The organism is Streptomyces sp. NPDC002209, from assembly GCF_042890265.1.
Lineage (GTDB): Bacteria > Actinomycetota > Actinomycetes > Streptomycetales > Streptomycetaceae > Streptomyces.
The window spans coordinates 46,008-63,324 of sequence record NZ_JBIARX010000025.1 but is presented as its reverse complement, the minus strand read 5'-3'; the positions used below and the strand labels follow the sequence as shown (position 1 = coordinate 63,324).

Below are 17,317 nucleotides of genomic sequence, written 5' to 3'. Positions count from 1 at the left end.
GACGACCGGCCCCGAGATCCGTTCACGCGCCATACCGGTACACGTGCCTCTCGCGGCGAGGTCATCCCCCGGACTCGAAGCAGAACTCTCCCCTCGGCTATCGCAGGGGAAGACACCACATCCGGCTAACGGGTCGAGTTGACCTTGCGCTGCACGGGGTCAACCAGTCGCGAATGCGGACAGCAGGGTGTCTGCTCGGACTTCCAGTTCGGGCGTCAGAGTTCCGTTCACAGTCACGGAGACTTCTTCGCCCCCGGTCGAACGGGCAAGCCGAACCTCGGCCTCTCGGTTCTCGCCGACCAAGGGATATGAGTACCAGCCGTCGACCTGCTCATCGTCGGTCCCCTCGATCGCCAGTGCCACCGTCTCCCAGTCGGTGTCACTGAAGCCGTAGCCCACGTAATGCGACAGCAACTCCAGGAACGACCGCAGGTTGCGTTCCCAGATCCATCCACCGACTTCTGCCATGGCTCCCCCTCCGTGCTCAGGAGGGCAGCCTGTCATGAGCCGAGTCCTCAGTCCCGACGGATTCGGGCTTGCCTACGAACTCCCAGGCTGACCTGCGATGAGGAGGTGTATTGGCCCTACGGAAGCCCTCACTCGCCGGCACTCGAACAGTTCATGGCTTCGGGCAGCGCGGGCCCCTGCCGGGTCGGCAGGGGCCCGCGGTGTGGAGAGTTGTGGAGGGCCGCCCTCTAAGGGAGCGGCCGCCTACCCTCTGGTGTCGGCCTGGCGGCCCGGTCTCACTTCAGGTGTCGGCCGAAGAAACGGTTGCCGTCCTCCACCTCGAACCACGGGGTGCCGGTGTGTCCGCCCAGATTGGCGTGCAGCGTCTTCTCCTTGGTGCCGAAGGCGTCGAACAGGTCCAGGGCCCGTTGCCGGGGGTTCCCTTCGTCGTCCCACTGCAGCAGGAACAGCAGCGGAATGGTGACCTGCCGGGCCTCCTCGCGCTGGGCCAGGGGCACGTAACCCCCGGCGAAGAAGCCGGCGGCCGCGATGCGCGGCTCGACCGCCGCAAGGTGGATGCCGACGGCGGTCCACCCCGAGTACCCGACCGGGCCGCCGATCTCGGGCAGCGCGAGGAGGGCGTCCAGGGTGGTCTGCCATTCCGGGACCGCCTTTTGGACCAGCGGGCCGATGAACGACTCGAAGATCTCGTCGACCGGCTCGCCGGCCTGCATCGCCCGGCGGAGGTCGGCGCGCGCCTGCTCGCCGGCGGCGGAACGGGGCCGGTCGCCGCACCCGGCCGTGTCGATGGTCGCCACGGCGTAGCCGCACGCCGCAGAGTGCCGGGCCCGGGCCACCAGCCGGGCTGCCCCCTTGGGCAGGCCGTTGTTGTGGGCCATCAGGATCAGCGGGAGCGGTGCGGCGGATTCGGGAGTCCACAGGGTGCCGGGGATCTCGCCGAGGGTGAATTCGCGTTCGAGGACGCCGTCGTCGAGGCGCTGCTCGGAAGTGAAATGCATGGTCGTGCCTTTCGGGAGTGCTCGTGTGAACGGCGCTCCCGGACGACCTGCCTATCGTCCGACCGTGACCCCGGAGGGGAGCACCCATGTCGATACAGCGTTCACGGGTACCACCTCCTCGTTCTCTCGCACGGCTTCCGGAAACGTAGCAGCGGTCGCCGTGGTGCGCCAAGCAGGTTTTTCCCTCGGCCCATCGCGCAGATCTCCGGGTGCCGCGTGTGCGGAGCCCGGTGCGCGGAGTGCTGCGCCGCTAGGGTTGTGGCCGGTCCGGTTTGGTGCGTTTTGCACGGGCGCCTCCGTGCCGCGCCTCGCCCGAAGGACCGGCCCGCACACGGAAAGAGGCCTGATCGTGCAGCTCACCCTCCTCGGCGCCACGGGGCCGATCGGCCAGCAGGTACTCCGGCAGGCTCTCGCAGCCGGGCACCGGGTCACCGCGCTGGTCCGTGATGCGGCCCGGCTGCCGCAGCGGGGCGACGAGCGCGTCACCGTCGTCATCGGTGACGCCGCTTCCGCCGTGGACGTCGAAGAGGCGGCCCGGGGCAGCCAGGCCCTCATCTCTGCCCTGGGACCGGGCAAGGACTACAAGTCCACTCTCGCCACCCGTACCGCCGGCCCCGTCCTGGAGGCCATGGCCGCGGCCGGCGTGGAGCGTCTCGTCTGGCTCTCGGCTCTCGGCTCGGGTGACACCGCGCGGCGCCAGTCCCTCTTCCAGGCCGGGGCGTCGAAGCTGGTGATGGGCACGCTCATGGCGGACAAGGGCATCGCCGATGAGACGATCGCCCGCAGCGACCGCGCCTGGACCATTGCCCTGCCCGTGATGTTCGCCGACGGCCGGACCACGGGCGACTACGCGACGATCCCGCTGGACGGAACCCATGGACGCGTCGGCGGGAGGATCAACCGTGTCGACGTCGCGGACTTCCTGCTCTCCGCCGCGGCCGACGACCTATGGGTCCGCCGCCGCGTCATCCTCACGCGCTGAGCCGTCCTGGCACGTGCTCAGGCCCGCCGACCGGAACGGCTGTGCGTCGTGCTGACCTACGTCACCTTCATCCTGCGCGTCTTGGGCAGCCGCGTCGAGCTCTGCCCGTCAGAGGCAGCCCATGGCCGCTGCGACCGCCGCCGGCTCGGGCGACGACGGTGCGGCGTAGTCGCGCAGCCGGATCGGGGTGGTGCGGGTGTTCTCGGGTGCCTGGGCGGCCAGCATGTCCAGGACCTCCTGGGTGGGGGCGGGCATGAAGAACCGCTCCGCGCCCTCACGCCCCACGGTCTGGTGCTCCGTCACGTAGCCGCGCATCTCGCGCTCGTACGCGGCGAAGGCCGTGGTGTGGTCGCCTCCGGACGCGGCGAGTTCACCGGCCAGGACGTAGGCGCCGATCAGGGCCTGCGAGGTGCCGCGGCCGGAGGTCGGGCCGGCGCAGTAGCCGGCGTCGCCGAGCAGCACGACCCGCCCCTTGGACCAGCTGTCCATCTCCACCTGGGCGTTGGCGTCGAAGAAGAAGTCCGGTGCCTGCGCCATTTCGTGCAGCAGGCGCGGGATCTCCCAGCCGTCGTCGGCGAAGCGTTCGGCGATGATCCGCTGCTGCCCGACGCGGTCGTGACGGTCGTACTCCAGGTGCTCGGCGGCGAGGTGGAAGGCGGCGCGGGCCTCGGTGTTGGCGCGGGCGGTGAAGATGTTGGCGGCCTTGCCCGGGGCGGCGTAGAGCCGGCCGGTGTTCGCGAGGCCGAGGTAGTTGTCCAGGCTGAAGATGGCGGTGTAGATGCCGAGGTGACGGACGAACTGCTCCTCGGGGCCGAAGGCGAGTGCCCGGGTCCGCGAGTGCAGACCGTCGGCGCCGACGACCAGGTCGAAGCGGCGGGGGGTGCCGCGCTCGAAGGTGACCTCGACGCCGTGCTCGTCCTCGGACAGGCTCGCGATGGAATCCCCGAAGACGTACTCGACGTCGTCGCGGGTGGCCTCGTACAGCATCCTGGTCAGATCGCCCTTGAGGACCTCCAGGTCACCCGCGAAGATCACGGCGGGCAGGGTCGCGTACTGGCGCCCCTCGGCGTCCACCATCGCCGCGTCGCCCATCTCGGTGTCCAGTTCGCGGATGCGCTCCAGCAGGCCCATCCGGTCCAGCACGTCCAGCGCCTCTCCGCGGAAGTCCACCGCGTAGCCGCCCTCGCGCACCGCTTCGGCGCGCTCCACCACGGTGGGGGCGAAGCCGTGACGGCGCAGCCAGTAGGCGAGGGCGGGGCCGGCCACGCTGGCGCCGGAGATCAGCACGGTGCGGGTGGTGGTGGTCATCTCGAGTTCCTCTCTCAGGTCGATGCGTACAACGTATGGGCGACAGAATCCCCTGTGAAGTGGGAAATTGAGGAAGGAACCCTAGTGCACTATCCTTGGTGTACTAGTACACCAAGGAGTGCCTCATGTCCGCAGAGCCGCCGTACGCCAAGATCGCCGCCGAACTGCGGCACCGCATCGAGACCGGCGAGCTGCGCCCGGGTGACCGGGTGCCCTCCACGCGGGCGCTCACCCAGCGGTGGGGGGTCGCCATGGCCACGGCGACCAAGGCACTGGCCGTCCTGCGGCAGGAGGGTCTGGTCCGAGGGGTGCCGGGGGTGGGCACCGTGGTCTGCGCCGTCCCCCGTGCGTCGCGGACGGACGGGCCGGCGACGGGCCGACGGACGGACGGGCCGGCGGAGGAGTCGACTGCGCGCCGGCGCCTGGTGCGGGCGGCGATCGCAATCGCCGACGCGGAGGGGGCAGCCGCGCTCACCATGCGGCGGCTGGCCGCCGAACTCGGCACCTCGGCGATGTCGCTGTACCGGCACGTGCAGAACCGGGACCAGCTCCTCGCGTTGATGGTCGACGCGGCCTACGCACAGGCGCACCTGCCCACCCCGGCCCCGCCCGACTGGCGGTCCCGCCTGGAGCTCTCGGCCCGGGCCCAGTGGCGGCTCTACCAGGAGCACCCCTGGCTGGCGGCCGCGATGAACCTCGCCCGCCCGCTGCTCGCCCCGAACGGCATGCGCCATGTCGAGGGGGCTCTGGCGGCCCTGGAGGGCCTCGGTCTCGACGCCAACGCCCGGATGCACGCGGCAGTCTCGCTCTTCGGGTTCGTCCGGGGCTGCGCGGTCGACCTCGCGGCGGAGCAGGAGGCGGGTCGGGCCAGCGGCGTCACCGGCGACCAGTGGATGCAGGTTCAGGAGGCCCGGATGGCCGCGCTGCTGTCGGACGGCACCTTCCCGGCGTTCACCGCCGCCCGCGCCGACCCCGGCCTGGACCTGTCCCGCGAATCCCTGTTCACCTTCGGGCTCGACCGCCACCTCGACGGCTTGGCGGCTCTGATCGCCGCCGCGGGTGCCCGGCCGGACTCCTTCGATGGCACGTGACACTCGCCCGTGCCCTCCGAGAGGTGATCGCGCCCAGGCCCAACGGCAACCGACGGCGCTGCCCGGACTCGACAAACCGTCGCCCGGTACGAGGGGTCGCCGATCAGAAGCGACGGCTCCTTTGCCGGTAGGGCGTCCCGGACCCTCGCCCCAGGAGGGATCGAGTCCGACAGGCCGAGGAAGCCGGTCCTGCACAGGGAGACGCCGCGACGCGGCCCATCCGTCATCCCATTTCAAGATCTTTTGAGAAAGTCCGGGCCGGCCTTCCGTGAGGGCGAGTTCCTGCAGGTCACAGCACTACTGAAGATGCGGCTCGATTCCGGGTCCCGAGGTGGAGCACGCGCTGACGCTCCCTCTGCACCCGCCGCGACACGCGGACTTCGGGGCGTGGAAACGGACTCTCGCCGGCTGCGCAGCCGTGCGCCCGTTGCCGTGGGGGGTGGGTGCCGTCGGCCGCGGGCGCCGGCGCGGCGACGAAGTGGAGGAGAATGATCCTTTTACGGTCAAGATCACTTCGGAAAGGGTGGTCCCAGTGTCGGACCCGAACACTGCCGACTTCGAGCCCCTGGACGGCGGCGAGGACCAGCAGGCTCGTAACGCCGTGCGGGAGGTCATCGCCTTCTACAACGCCCGCGTTCTCGAGGAGCGCCGGGCGCAGCTGCCGGACGGCGAGCGCATCGAGCAGCTGAAGGCGGCCAGGCAGGCGGCGATCGACGACCAGACGCGCCTGGAGACCGCCCGGCCCGGGGATGCCGCTCGTATCGCCGCCGACTATGCGGCCCGGCTGAAGGGACTCACCAACCAGTCGTAGGGTCCGACACGTCGGCGTCGGCCGGGGTGCAGTCCGGGCGTCCTGACGGCGGCGCCGTCGTGGTGTGATGAGCTGCCGTCCGTTCGCCGTTGTCCAAGAGGGGGAGACATGACTGCCGACGTACCGGCCCGGCAAACGCCCGATGCCGCCGATGCCGCACCGGCACATGCCGAACAGGGACACCGGCGAGCACGCCGCATCGAGGCGTGGTCGATCGCGTGGATGCTCCTGGCCCTGGCGATCTGGGGATGGTTCGCCTTCCTGATGCTCGCCGACTACGGCCCCGAGTCCGGGGGCAGGGCCCTGTGCCGAGGCCCGCTGGTCGGCCCCTCGTCCGGGGGCAGCCTGTGCCGCGATCCGCTGCGCCAGTGGCCCGCGCTGCTGGGCATCCTCGCGCTGGCGGTCATGGTGACCGTTTCTGCCGCGGCGACGATCGTGTACGCCAAAGTCCTCTCCCGCCTGGCAGAGCGCGACGGGCCCGGCGTGCAGCCGCAGGACTGAGTCTCCCGGCAGAGCGATGGTGCGGCCGCGGACGCGTGGTGGCTCAGGGGGTGTTGTCCGCGGGCGTTTCGGGCTTCGTGTACAGGACGTCGCGGGCCTGTTCCGCGGCGCGGGCGATGCTTTCGGAGACGAAGTCGACGAAGCGGGCGATGTTCTCCAGGCGGGTGGCGGCCAGGGTGCCGGGGCCGAGGATGCCGACGCCCTGCCGTGCGGTCTCGGCGAGCTGGGCGGTACCGCGGGCGCTGGCCATCATGGACTGGTACCAGACGTCGTTGTCGACGACGTAGCGCTCGCGGCGGCGTTCGTCGCGTTCCCGGCGGACCAGGCCCTGGCCCTCGAGGAACGCGATCGCCTTGGAGATGGACGCCGGGCTGACCTGGAGGCGGTCGACGAGTTCGGACGCGGTGAGGCTGCCCGTGTCGGTGATGTAGAGGCAGGCCAGCACCCGGGCCATCATCTTGGGCGTGCCCGCCTGCATGAGGACGGTGGTGAACGTCTCCTCGTACTGGCGCACCGCCTCGGCGTCGCGGCCGTGGGTCTGCGCGGGCGCCTTGGGGTCGCGGGGCGCGGGCTGCCTGCGGCGGTGCGCGCGGTGTTCGGTGGCCCGGTGAGCCAGGTCCGCGCGGTAGCCGGCGGGGCCGCCGTTGCGCATCACCTCACGCGTGACCGTCGACGTCGGACGGTCCAGACGCCGGGCGATCTCCGCGTAGGCGTGGCCGTCGGCCAGTCCCAGCGCGATCTGCTGGCGTTCCTGCTGAGTGAGTCTGCCTCCCGGCATCGCGGGCTCCTTCGCGTTCTGTCGTGGCTCAAGGGCGTCTCCAGGGCGACAGTATAGCGTTCACCCGCAATTCATTGCAACGTGTGGGGTGGGGTACGTTGCATTAGATTTCGACCCATTGCAACGAATTCTTGGCTTCTACCTGCACTGATGACGAATTTGCGCAACGAGAGCGTTGCCAGATCTGTGAATGCAACGTAGCTTTTCCATCATCAGAAACAGCGGGCCGAGAGAGCGCGCTAGATCAACAGGAGAGCACCATGCAGAAGTTCGAGACCCCCGCCCCGATCTCCACCGTCCTCGACATCCCCGCCGGACACATCCGGTTCATCGCCGCCGACCGGGACAACACCACCGTCGAGATCCTGCCCGCCGACGCCTCCAAGAGCCGCGACGTGAAGGCCGCCGAAGAGACCGCCGTCAGCTACACCGAGGGTGTTCTGCGGATCGAGGCCGCTCCGGCCAAGAACCGGATCCTCGGCTCCTCCGGGGCGGTGGAGGTGACCGTTCAGCTGCCCGCCGGCTCCCGCGTCGAGGCGAAGGCCGCCAGCGTCGAACTCCGCGGCGTCGGACGCCTCGGCGACGTCGCCTTCGAGGGCGCGCAGGCCACGGTCAAGATCGACGAGGCGGCGAGCGCCCGGCTGACCCTCATGTCGGGTGACGTCTCGGTCGGCCGCCTCGGCGGGGACGCGCAGATCAGCACCCAGAAGGGCGACCTCCAGATCACCGAGGCCGTGCGCGGCACGGTCACGCTGCGCACCGAGCACGGCGAGATCACGGTCGGTGCCGCCCGCGGAGTCTCCGCCGCCCTGGACGCCGGCACCACGTACGGCCGCATCCACAACTCGCTCCAGAACGCCGGCGGCACGCCGGACCTGAACATCCACGCCAGCACCTCGTACGGCAACATCACCGCCCGCAGCCTCTAAAGGGAGCACCCCACCATGACCAACCTGGCGATCGCGGCGAACGGGCTGCGCAAGTCCTACGGCGACAAGAGCGTGCTCGACGGCATCGACCTGAGCGTTCCGGAGGGGACGATCTTCTCCCTGCTCGGGCCGAACGGCGCCGGGAAGACCACCGCCGTCAAGATCCTCTCCACTCTCATCAGCCCGGACGCCGGTGAGATCCGCGTCGCCGGCCACGACCTGGCGTCCGATGCGCAGGCGGTGCGGGCGTCGATCGGTGTCACCGGGCAGTTCTCCGCCGTCGACGGGCTGATCACCGGCGAGGAGAACATGCTCCTCATGGCCGACCTGCACCACCTGTCCAAGAGCGAAGGGCAGCGGGTCACCGCCGAACTGCTGGAGCGCTTCGACCTGGTCGAGGCCGCGAAGAAGCCCGCCGCCAGCTACTCCGGCGGCATGAAGCGCCGCCTCGACATCGCCATGACCCTGGTGGGCAACCCGCGCATCATCTTCCTCGACGAGCCCACCACCGGACTCGACCCGCGTTCCCGCCACAACATGTGGCAGATCATCCGCGAGCTCGTCACGGGTGGCGTCACCGTCTTCCTCACCACCCAGTACCTCGAGGAAGCCGACCAGCTCGCCGACCGCATCGCCGTCCTCAACAACGGCAAGATCGCAGCCGAAGGCACCGCTGAGGAGCTGAAGCGGCTCATCCCCGGCGGGCACGTGAAGTTGCGGTTCTCCGACCCGGCCGCCTACCAGGCCGCCGCCGCCGTGCTGGGCGAGGTCGCCCGCGACGACGAGGCGCTGGCGCTGCAGATCCCCAGCGACGGCAGCCAGCGCGACCTGCGCTCCGTCCTGGACCGGCTGGACTCCGCCGGCGTCGAGGCGGACGAGCTCACCGTCCACACCCCCGACCTCGACGACGTGTTCTTCGCCCTCACCGGCGCCACCGTGCCCAGCCAGACCACCGAGGCCAAGGAGGCCGTCCGATGAGCTCCCTCTCCCTCGCCCTGCGCGACTCGTCCACGATGCTGCGCCGCAACCTGCTGCACGCGCGCCGCTACCCGTCGCTGACGCTGAACCTGCTGATGACCCCGGTCATGCTGCTGCTGCTCTTCGTCTACATCTTCGGTGGCGCGATGAGCGGCGGCATCGGCGGCGGCGGTCGCGACGAGTACATCGCCTACATCGTGCCGGGCATCCTGCTGATGACCATCGGCAGCACCGTCGTCGGCGCCGCGGTGTCCGTCTCCACCGACATGTCCGAGGGCATCATCGCCCGCTTCCGGACGATGGCGATCCACCGCAGCTCCGTACTCATCGGGCACGTCGTCGGCAGCGTCCTGCAGTCGATCGCCAGCGTGGTCCTCGTCGGCCTCGTCGGCGTGGCCATCGGCTTCCGCTCCACCGACGCCTCCGTCCTGGAGTGGCTGGCGGCCTTCGGCCTCATCGCCCTCTACGCCCTGGCGCTCACCTGGATCGCGGTCGGCATGGGCATGGCCAGCCCCAACGCCGAGGCGGCCAGCAACAGCGCCATGCCGCTGATCCTCCTGCCCCTCATCTCCAGCGCGTTCACCCCGATCGACTCGATGCCGGGCTGGTTCCAGCCCATCGCCGAGTACCAGCCCTTCACGCCGGCCATCGAGACCCTGCGCGGCCTGCTGCTCGGCACCGAGATCGGCAACAACGGCTGGCTCGCCCTCGGCTGGTCCGTCGCCCTCATCGCACTCGGCTACCGCTGGTCGACGTCGCAGTTCAAGCGCGACCCCAAGTAGGCGACATGAGCGCGCGGACTGCTTCCCGCAGCCGCCCCCGTCCTCCCCCGGGCGGCGTACCCGACACGACGTCGGCGTACGCCGCCCGTACTCGTGCGAGGTCGTCGTCGGCACGCACCGATCCTGCCGGAGCGTCCGGCAGGATGGATGCGTGCTGACGATCAGATCTGTGGTGCTGGGTGTCTCGGACGTGCCGCGTGCGGCCGCTTTCTGGACGGAGGCTCTCGGGTATCTGCCGCGCGGGGAGATCGAAGAGGGCTGGGTGGTGTTGACGCCGGCAGCGGGGGCCGGGATCCAGCTGGCGCTCGGGCTGAGTGAGACACCGGTTCAAGAGCATCCGCGGGTCCACCTGGACCTGTACGCGGACGATGCCGCCGAGCAGGCGGCCGAGGTGGATCGGCTGGTGTCCTTGGGTGCGCAGCGGGTGGAGTGGGACCTGTACCCCGAGGACCCCGACTTCGTCGTGCTCGCCGACCCCGACGGCAACCGGTTCTGCGTCATCGACGCCAGCCGCAGCTGACACGACCCCGGGAGGCGTCCTGGCCCGCCGCGCACGGTGCTTCCCGGCCCTTGCGGGGTGTCTTTGAGGCCGAGAGGCACCCCTTAAGAGCATCCAACAGAAAGCCTGGCCGTAGCCGTATCCCCTTCCTGGCTGAGTCGGCGGTGCTGCGGGAGGCGCTCGGGCCCGAGTTGTACGAGGCCGTACTGGCCGTCCGCCGGCATCGGCTGCACGGCGCCTGCGGCGAGCTGGGCGTCGTAGGTGTGCACCAGCACCTCGTGCACCCGGCGCCGGGCAACGCCCCAGGCATTCGCCGGCGATACGCCGGCGGCCCACCACGTCCAGTACTCGCGTTCCGGGCCGGCCTCGCGCAGTGCACTCAGCAGCAGCTCGTTCGACTCGGCGTACCAGGCCAGCAGCGCCTCGGGGCAGGACGGCACCGGCGCCTCGAGGCTGGGCGCGGCGGCAACCGCACTCCATTTTCCAAGCCGTCAGCTGCAGGAGTTGGAGCACGAGTCATGGGGAAGGGGAAACGGTCCTCCGTGGATGGGCTACGACTTCGACAAGTACCGTCGGCTCCTGTGGAAGCGCGGCATCAAGCCGGTCACCGCCCGACGCGGAGTTCCGCACGGCTCCGGCCTGGGCTCGGTCCGCTGGGAAATCCGCGACGACATCCACGAGGCGTTCCTGAAGCTCGCCTGCTGTGTGATCACGTACAGGCGGGTCCAGGCACTGTGTCAGCTCCTCCAAGTGGTGCGGGCCGTGGCGGAGGCGAAGCCCAGCCAGGTGTGGCGGTTGCCCCACCAGCACCAGCCGACCTTGGGGGCGTTGCGCCGCTCGCGGCCGTCCCGGCCCGTGCCGTTGCTGATCCAGATCGCCGGTGTGCGGGCGTCCAGGGCGCCGTTGGGCTTGCGCAGCCGTGAGCCGATGGTCATGAAGCAGTGGTTGCGTTCCAGGGCTGCCGGTTGCTGGAGCACCCAGTGGATGCCCTCGGTGAGGAGCAGCGGGGTGCGGTCCTGTTCCGTGAGGGCGGGCAGTGCCTCCTCCGGGCTCCAGTTGGCCATGTGGTCGCCGCGGTCGAGGCCGGTGAGGAGGTAGAGGGACGTGCCGGGTGGCTCGATTCCGTCGGCCGGGACGAAGCGGTCGACGTCGGGCATGTCCGTGACGACGAAACCGGGCTTGGCCTCGTGGCGGAGCAGCGGTGCGAGGGCGGAGGCCGGGGCGCGGTCCGGGTGCACTGCGAGCAGGGCGTCGCCGGATCGGCCTTCGGCTTCCTCTGCGAAGGCGCGCAGTTCGTCGGCGGGCATCCCCGCGAGCCGGTGAACCCCCAGCTCGATCAGGCGCTCGGCCTGGGTGGCGAGGGGCGGGAGGGAGTGGACGGCGGGGGTGGACGAGGTTTTCGGCACGGTACCCCTGGGTTCGGTCGGGAGCAGTGGGCCCCATGGCAACGAAGTGGCTCGTCGCAGTGTTCCCCCGCCGTCGATGCCGTGCTCGGGGTGCCCGGCCCGGGCTCGCTCCAAGGGCCGTCCGGCGGGCAGGGGCGCCACGGACCGGTCAGAGTTGCGAGCCGCCCGATGCGTCGATGCGCTGGCCGGTGATCCATCGGGCATCGGATGAGGCGAGGAAGGCGACGATGGAGGCTACGTCGGAGGTCTCGCCGATGCGCTCGAAGACGGACATCCGGGCCAGGTTCTCGGCGTCCTCGGGAGTGGTGCGGAGCTTGGCGTTCATGTCGGTGGCGACGAAGCCCGGGGAGACCGTGTTGACCGTGATGCCGCGGGGCCCGAGCTCCTTGGCGAGCGCCAGGGTGAGGGTGTCGACCGCGCCCTTGCTCATGGAGTACACGACGGACTTCGGGTAGGCGATCCGGGTGGCGACGGAGGAGATGTTGATGATCCGCCCTCCGTCCCGCATGCGGGTGAGGCCTTCCTGGACGATGAAGAGGAGCGCCTTGACGTTGACGGAGAAGATCTTGTCGATCAGCTCCGGGGTGACCTCGTGGATCCGCGCCGAGCCGCTGACGCCGGCGTTGTTGACGAGGATGTCCAACCCGGGCTCGAGGCCGCGCCGGGCCAGTTCGGAGTCGAGGGCGGCGTAGAGCTCCTGGGCGTCGCCGTTGACGCCCAGGCGGGTCCGCAGGGCGAAGGCCTGGCCTCCGGCGGCCCGTATGGAGGTCACGACGTCGTGGGCCGCGGCACTGTCCTGTCCATAGTGGACCACCACGAGCGCCCCGTCGGAGGCCAGACGTTCGGCGATGCCGCGGCCGATGCCGCGGCTGGCACCGGTGACCAGTGCCGTCCTGCCTGCCAGCGGTCCGTCGGCGCTCCGTGCCCGGGGCTGCTGCTCCGGAGCGGGGGGCCGGGGTGCGGGGGGGTACGTCAAGGTTCGCGCCGTTCTGGACCGGGTCCGAGTGAGCTCGTGGCCGATTGTCTGACTGATTGCCAACTAATCCTACGGATCTTCTGGAACGTAAGATCCCGGCCGTCCGGTTTTTCGAGATGAACGGTGTACTGATGTCCGAGCCGCATCGCCCTCAGCGGGCCGTGCCTCGCCGGGTGGTGATCACCGGTGTCACCGGCTTCATAGGTACGGCGGTCCTGTCCGAACTCGCCCGGATCCGGTGCGAGGAGCCGGGGTTTGCCGCGCTGCGCCTGAGGGTGGTGGGCCGGCGGTACCCGCGGGAGGGCGGCCTTGCCGACGAATGGGTCCGAGCAGACCTGTCCGACCCCGGGTCGCTGCGCGACAGCTGTGAGGGAGCGGATGTCCTGGTCCACCTGGCCTCGCTGATCGGCGCCGACGAACGGCAGTGCGCCGCCGTCAACACCGAGGGAACCGCTGCGCTGATGGATCAGGCCCGCCGGGCCGGTGTCGGACGGATCGTGCACCTGTCCACCTCGGCCGTCTACGGCTGCGGACCACACCGCGGCATCCCTGTGGACGGTGTCGCTCCGGCGCCCGTTTCAGCCACCAGCCGGACGCGTCTGGCGGGCGAGGGGCCGGCACTGGCCGCGGGGGCGGTGGTGCTCCGTCCCAGTTTGGTGATCGGGCCCGGAGACCGCTGGGTCGTACCGGGGCTGGGACAACTCCTCGAAGCCACCGGGGCTCTGTGGGGAGGCGGGCGGGCTCTGCTGTCCCTGGTGGCGGTCGGCGATCTGGCCAACCTCATCGCCCGCCTCGCGCTCGGGCACGGCCCGGACGGGGGAACCGTCTGGCACGCCAGCCATCCGGAGCCGGTGCGCACGGGCGCTCTGGTGCGGGCGCTCGCCCGGCGGGAGATAGTGCCTCCGGTGGAGCGGGACCTCTCCGAGGCGGAGTGCCTGGAGCGGCTGGCGGCTTCCGGTTCCCCGTTGAGCCCGCGTCAGTTCTGGCTGCTCGCGCAAGACCACTGGTACGACAGCGCCGGGATCTGGGAGGCCGCCGGCTGCCCGCCCGGGCCGGGGCCGCTGGCCCGCCTGGACGAGGCGGCCGACTGGTACCGGGAGCACATGGCGCTCGTATGAAGCGCCTGGCCATCGAGGACGGTCGTCTCCGGCTGCCTCTCCGGGAAGGCTCGGGCATCACGATGTCGTCACCGGCCCCGCCGCACCTGCGCGGCGGGGCCGGTGGCTTTCCGGGCACGGTCGCCGTGGCAACGGCACGGGTGGGGGTTCCGAGGGTCCCTGGGGGGCCGGGCCGCCGTGGGGCGGGAGCGGGGTTCGGTCCTCGTGGCGTCCGGTGCCTGGGGCCCGGCCCCTCCCCCGGTACTCCCTCCCCCCCGCCGAGGGGCTGAAGGCCGGTTCGGACCCTTCGGTCCCTGTCCCTTCAGTCACTGCATAAACCTGCAGGTCAGGGGCTCGGGCTCGCGGGCACAGGGACCGAAGGGACTCAAATCTCTAGTTATGAGCCAGATATGAACATGGGTACCTCTACCTGCTCTTTCTTACGCTCGCGCATACACGCACGCACGTAAAGCGTGGAAGTGGTAATTCTGAGTCCCTTCAGTCCCTGAGAACGTGGACCCATCGCTCTGACCTGCAGGTTTGTCGAGGGACTGAAGTTGGAGGGACTGAACGGGGGCAGGGACCGTTCAGTACCTGGGCGTCCCGGTTCCGGGGCGGGGCCGACAGGACCGCCGTCAGGTCGCGGTGGGCAGGGTCGGCTTACCCAGGGACCCTCGGGCGCTGGTGGAGGAGGGCTGGAGTGGCGCTTGCCGACAGGGGGTTCGAGCCGCGACACGCCCGGGCGTGCACCGGGGTGGATCGAGGAACTTTTGCGGACGAACTGGGGTAGAACTTCAGGGACTGAGGGACTGAAGGGACTGAACTCTCAATACAGCGGTTCTATCGGGAGGAGCCTGCGCGATGTCTGCGGTACGCTCCGCGATAGTGAATCTTCAGTCCCTCTGGTCCCTGACGTGCAGGTCGGACGAGCACCTCGGAGAGCAGCCCGGGACAGGAGGAACCGTCCCTGAACACGCGTCAAGGAAGAGCCAGTGCCCGTCTATTCCCAGAACCTGCCCCAGGGCGTGCGTGGTGGGACGGCACTGGACGTGGCGACCTGGATGGCCCTGCGCGGCTATCCGGTCCATCCGCTGGCCCCGGGGGCCAAGACGCCTGCTCCGAACTGCCCCGACTGCCGGGGCGCCCTGCATTCCCCGCAGGACTGCACCTGCCGCTCCCGGGGACGCTGGTGCCACGGGTTCCATGCGGCCACCACCGACCTCCGTACGCTGCGGGAGTGGTGGGAGGCCGAGCCCGAGTTCGGGATCGGGGTCTCCTGCGGGCCTGCCGGGCTCGTCGTCATCGACGTGGACGCGCACGCTGCTTCCGTGCCCGGCAGGGAGCGGCTGCTGCCCGGCATCCCCATCGATGAGCGGGTCGACCTGACCGGACTCGGCAGCGGGTACGACACCTTGGCGCTGTTGGCCGCGTACCGGTCCCGGCCCAACCCCTGCGAAGACACGTCGACCCTGCGGGTCCGTACGCCTTCCGGAGGGATGCACATCTGGTACCGGGTGCCCAAGGGCGGCCCGCGCCTGCGGTGTTCCAGCGGATCGAGCTCGAAGGTCGCGCTGGCCTGGCAGGTCGACGTACGTGCCGTCGGCGGCTACATCGTGGCGCCCACGACGCGTACGGCCACCGGCGTGTACGAGGCGCTGCCCGGGGCGCGGCTGCCCGCCGCCCTGCCGCTGTGGCTGACCGCCGAACTCGTGCGGACCGGCCATGGCGTCGACACGGCCCCCGTGGAGCCCCTGACGGCCCCTGTGGGGCCCGTGCGCGGTTCGCGTGGCCCTGGGTCCCTGCAAGGCGTTCAACGGGCTCTCGCGGGGCTCCTGGAGGAGGTACGGGCCTGCGGGGCCAGCCCGGCCGGAACGGCCTTCAGCGAGAAGCTCAACCGGGCGGCCTTCACCGCCGGAGGGCTCGCCGCGGGGGGCCACCTCTCCGCCGGGGAGTGCCGTCGGCTGCTCCTCGAGGCCGCGGACCACGCCCGGCCCCACCAGACGCGCCGCAACGTCGTCATCGTCGAAGCGGGGCTCCGTGCCGGAAGCGACCGACCGATCCATCCCAAGGAACGCCCATGAGCAGCGCCGGAAGCACGGGGTTCAACGCCCAGGCAGCGGCGGAACAGCTTGCTGCGTTCGCCACCGAGAGCACCGACACCGCCGCGCCCGCACGCGGCAGGCGGCTGCCGGCCCAGCAGGGCGCGGCCCCGGCGGCCGGGGGCGGCGGAGCCGACTTCGTCACGACGGGACTGCTGCAGAACCTCAGTGACCGCGGCAACGCGAAGCTGTTCGCCCACCTCCACCACAACCGGTTCCGGCACGTGGAGGGACTGGGCTGGTACGTGTGGGACGAGTACCGGTGGAAGCGCACGGGCGGGGAGAAGGCCGCGATCTGGGCCGCCGGGGACATGGCGGAGGAACTGCCCACCCACGACCCCCGGGGCGTCTTCACCGACCGGGAGCTGTCGCAGCACCGCAAGCGCGCCATGTCCACCTCGGGCGTGAAGGCGATGCTCACCCAGGCCAAGGCCTCCCCCGAACTCGCCCTGGACCCGGACGTCCTGGACGGCGACAAGTACGCGCTGTGCACCCCCGCGGGCGTCGTGGACCTGCGCACCGGTGACCTGCACAAGCCGGACCCGACCCGGGACCTGCACTCGCGCGCCACCTACCTGGCTCCCGAGGCCATGCCGACACCCCGGTTCCACGCCTTCCTGAACCAGACCTTCGGCGACGACGACAAGGGCAAGGAGATGATCAACTTTCTTCATCTCCTGCTCGGCTACTCCATCACCGGCGACGTCGGCGGCCAGGTGCTGCCCTTCCTCTACGGAGTCGGCGCCAACGGCAAGTCGGCACTCCTCGACGTCGTCATCAAGATCCTCGGGGACTACGCGGACGTGGCCCCGCCCGGGTTCCTGATGGAGCGCGGCAAGTTCAACGAGCACTCGACCGAGCTGACGGAACTCCACGGCCGGCGCCTGTTCGTCTGCAGCGAGCTCAAGCCGCACGACAAGTTCGACGAGGCGCGGGTCAAACTGCTGACCGGCGGCGACCGGCTCAAGGCCCGGCGGATGCGGCAGGACTTCTTCAGTTTCGAGCCGACCCACAAGCTGTGGCTCCTGGGCAACCACCGTCCGGAGGTCGGCACGGGCGGCCATGCCTTCTGGCGCCGGATCCGGCTGATCCCGTTCGAGAAGGTCGTCCCCGACCACAGGAAGATCGACAACCTGGCGGAGGCGCTCGTACAGGAGGAGGGTCCGGGCATCCTCCACTGGATGATCCAGGGGGCGAAGGGCTATCTCGCCACCAAGCCGGCCCTGACCGGGCCCAGCGTGGTGCGTACCGCCACGCAGGCGTACGCCACCACCGAGGACCACATCGGGCGGTTCCTGGCCGAGTGCTGCACCACGGGAGTGGATCTGCCCGATCCGCGTGATCTGAAGGTGGAGCAGGGAGCGCTGTACCGCGCGTACAGTGCGTGGTGTCTCGACGGCGAGGGCCTTCGTCCCGCCACGACCCGCGCGTTCGCCACACGTATTCGAGCCGAGGTCGGCGTCGCTTCGCCGAATGAGATGCTCCGCTCGAACGGGCAGAAGTTCTACCCCGGCCTGGCGCTCCTGGCCGACGAAGCGCAGACCCCGCGCGAGGCGAACAGGGCAAGCGCGCCGTGAAAGGACCACGTGTGCCGCCGCCCGGGGGCGGGCACGC

General features: G+C 70.4%; 17 protein-coding genes and 2 pseudogenes. 12 read left to right on the top strand and 7 right to left on the bottom strand.

The features are described 5' to 3' along the window. Positions 1 to 159 precede the first annotated feature (159 nt). Positions 160 to 468, bottom strand: a complete 309-nt coding sequence (locus tag ACFYXK_RS31105) for a hypothetical protein (protein ID WP_389414170.1) — start codon at positions 466 to 468, stop codon at positions 160 to 162. A 275-nt stretch (positions 469 to 743) separates the two neighbouring features. After that, positions 744 to 1,466, bottom strand: coding sequence for a dienelactone hydrolase family protein (locus ACFYXK_RS31100; RefSeq protein ID WP_389414169.1), 723 nt, complete (start codon positions 1,464 to 1,466; stop codon positions 744 to 746). A gap of 349 nt (positions 1,467 to 1,815) precedes the next feature. Here ACFYXK_RS31100 and ACFYXK_RS31095 point away from each other — a divergent pair, with 349 nt between their 5' ends. Beyond that, a complete protein-coding gene (locus ACFYXK_RS31095; RefSeq protein WP_389414168.1) occupies positions 1,816 to 2,448 on the top strand; it encodes an NAD(P)-dependent oxidoreductase in 633 nt (210 codons plus the stop codon). A gap of 108 nt (positions 2,449 to 2,556) precedes the next feature. Here ACFYXK_RS31095 and ACFYXK_RS31090 read toward each other — a convergent pair whose 3' ends face one another. Then, on the bottom strand, positions 2,557 to 3,756 hold the full coding sequence (locus tag ACFYXK_RS31090; protein ID WP_389414167.1) for an FAD-dependent monooxygenase: 1,200 nt from the start codon (positions 3,754 to 3,756) through the stop codon (positions 2,557 to 2,559). Between the two features lie 125 nt (positions 3,757 to 3,881). Here ACFYXK_RS31090 and ACFYXK_RS31085 point away from each other — a divergent pair, with 125 nt between their 5' ends. From ACFYXK_RS31085 to ACFYXK_RS31075, 3 genes are all read left to right on the top strand, one after another. Further along, positions 3,882 to 4,847 (top strand): TetR/AcrR family transcriptional regulator C-terminal domain-containing protein, encoded by a 966-nt coding sequence (locus ACFYXK_RS31085; protein WP_389414166.1) that lies wholly within the window; start codon positions 3,882 to 3,884, stop codon positions 4,845 to 4,847. A 532-nt stretch (positions 4,848 to 5,379) separates the two neighbouring features. After that, positions 5,380 to 5,658 carry a hypothetical protein gene (locus tag ACFYXK_RS31080; protein ID WP_389414165.1) on the top strand — a complete coding sequence of 93 codons (279 nt, stop codon included), beginning with the start codon at positions 5,380 to 5,382 and terminating at the stop codon, positions 5,656 to 5,658. A 108-nt stretch (positions 5,659 to 5,766) separates the two neighbouring features. Then, a complete protein-coding gene (locus tag ACFYXK_RS31075) occupies positions 5,767 to 6,159 on the top strand; it encodes a hypothetical protein (protein WP_389414164.1) in 393 nt (130 codons plus the stop codon). 43 nt (positions 6,160 to 6,202) lie between these two features. Here ACFYXK_RS31075 and ACFYXK_RS31070 read toward each other — a convergent pair whose 3' ends face one another. Continuing rightward, positions 6,203 to 6,937, bottom strand: coding sequence for a helix-turn-helix domain-containing protein (locus tag ACFYXK_RS31070; protein WP_389414163.1), 735 nt, complete (start codon positions 6,935 to 6,937; stop codon positions 6,203 to 6,205). 260 nt (positions 6,938 to 7,197) lie between these two features. On the opposite strand from ACFYXK_RS31070, the gene ACFYXK_RS31065 reads away from it, so the two are divergent. The 4 genes from ACFYXK_RS31065 to ACFYXK_RS31050 all read left to right on the top strand — a co-directional run bounded on the left by ACFYXK_RS31065 (position 7,198) and on the right by ACFYXK_RS31050 (position 10,146). Continuing rightward, a complete protein-coding gene (locus ACFYXK_RS31065) occupies positions 7,198 to 7,866 on the top strand; it encodes a DUF4097 family beta strand repeat-containing protein (protein ID WP_389414162.1) in 669 nt (222 codons plus the stop codon). Positions 7,867 to 7,881: 15 nt separating this feature from the next. Then, on the top strand, positions 7,882 to 8,844 hold the full coding sequence (locus tag ACFYXK_RS31060) for an ATP-binding cassette domain-containing protein (RefSeq protein ID WP_389414161.1): 963 nt from the start codon (positions 7,882 to 7,884) through the stop codon (positions 8,842 to 8,844). After that, positions 8,841 to 9,626: an ABC transporter permease gene (locus ACFYXK_RS31055; protein ID WP_389414160.1), complete on the top strand. Its 786-nt coding sequence runs from the start codon at positions 8,841 to 8,843 to the stop codon at positions 9,624 to 9,626. The genes ACFYXK_RS31060 and ACFYXK_RS31055 overlap by 4 nt, the downstream gene beginning before the upstream one ends. A gap of 151 nt (positions 9,627 to 9,777) precedes the next feature. Then, on the top strand, positions 9,778 to 10,146 hold the full coding sequence (locus ACFYXK_RS31050) for a VOC family protein (protein ID WP_389414159.1): 369 nt from the start codon (positions 9,778 to 9,780) through the stop codon (positions 10,144 to 10,146). A gap of 83 nt (positions 10,147 to 10,229) precedes the next feature. Here ACFYXK_RS31050 and ACFYXK_RS31045 read toward each other — a convergent pair. Beyond that, positions 10,230 to 10,589: pseudogene (locus ACFYXK_RS31045) on the bottom strand (maleylpyruvate isomerase family mycothiol-dependent enzyme); the annotation flags it as partial. Positions 10,590 to 10,674: 85 nt separating this feature from the next. On the opposite strand from ACFYXK_RS31045, the pseudogene ACFYXK_RS31040 reads away from it, so the two are divergent. Continuing rightward, positions 10,675 to 10,863 (top strand): annotated as a pseudogene (locus ACFYXK_RS31040) (IS5/IS1182 family transposase); the annotation flags it as partial. Here ACFYXK_RS31040 and ACFYXK_RS31035 read toward each other — a convergent pair. Together ACFYXK_RS31035 and ACFYXK_RS31030 are read right to left on the bottom strand one after the other, a co-directional pair. Then, complete coding sequence (locus ACFYXK_RS31035; RefSeq protein WP_389414158.1) at positions 10,863 to 11,531, bottom strand: DUF5701 family protein; 669 nt, start codon at positions 11,529 to 11,531, stop codon at positions 10,863 to 10,865. The pseudogene ACFYXK_RS31040 and the gene ACFYXK_RS31035 sit on opposite strands and share 1 nt — an antisense overlap. Positions 11,532 to 11,679: 148 nt before the next feature. Then, the gene (locus ACFYXK_RS31030; RefSeq protein ID WP_389414186.1) at positions 11,680 to 12,435 is read right to left on the bottom strand and encodes an SDR family oxidoreductase; all 756 of its coding nucleotides are present in this window, start codon (positions 12,433 to 12,435) and stop codon (positions 11,680 to 11,682) included. Between the two features lie 203 nt (positions 12,436 to 12,638). Here ACFYXK_RS31030 and ACFYXK_RS31025 point away from each other — a divergent pair, with 203 nt between their 5' ends. From ACFYXK_RS31025 to ACFYXK_RS31015, 3 genes are all read left to right on the top strand, one after another. Then, a complete protein-coding gene (locus ACFYXK_RS31025) occupies positions 12,639 to 13,625 on the top strand; it encodes an NAD-dependent epimerase/dehydratase family protein (RefSeq protein ID WP_389414157.1) in 987 nt (328 codons plus the stop codon). A gap of 971 nt (positions 13,626 to 14,596) precedes the next feature. Continuing rightward, a complete protein-coding gene (locus ACFYXK_RS31020; protein ID WP_389414156.1) occupies positions 14,597 to 15,685 on the top strand; it encodes a bifunctional DNA primase/polymerase in 1,089 nt (362 codons plus the stop codon). Continuing rightward, the gene (locus ACFYXK_RS31015) at positions 15,682 to 17,280 is read left to right on the top strand and encodes a phage/plasmid primase, P4 family (protein WP_389414155.1); all 1,599 of its coding nucleotides are present in this window, start codon (positions 15,682 to 15,684) and stop codon (positions 17,278 to 17,280) included. The genes ACFYXK_RS31020 and ACFYXK_RS31015 overlap by 4 nt, the downstream gene beginning before the upstream one ends. Positions 17,281 to 17,317 lie beyond the last annotated feature (37 nt).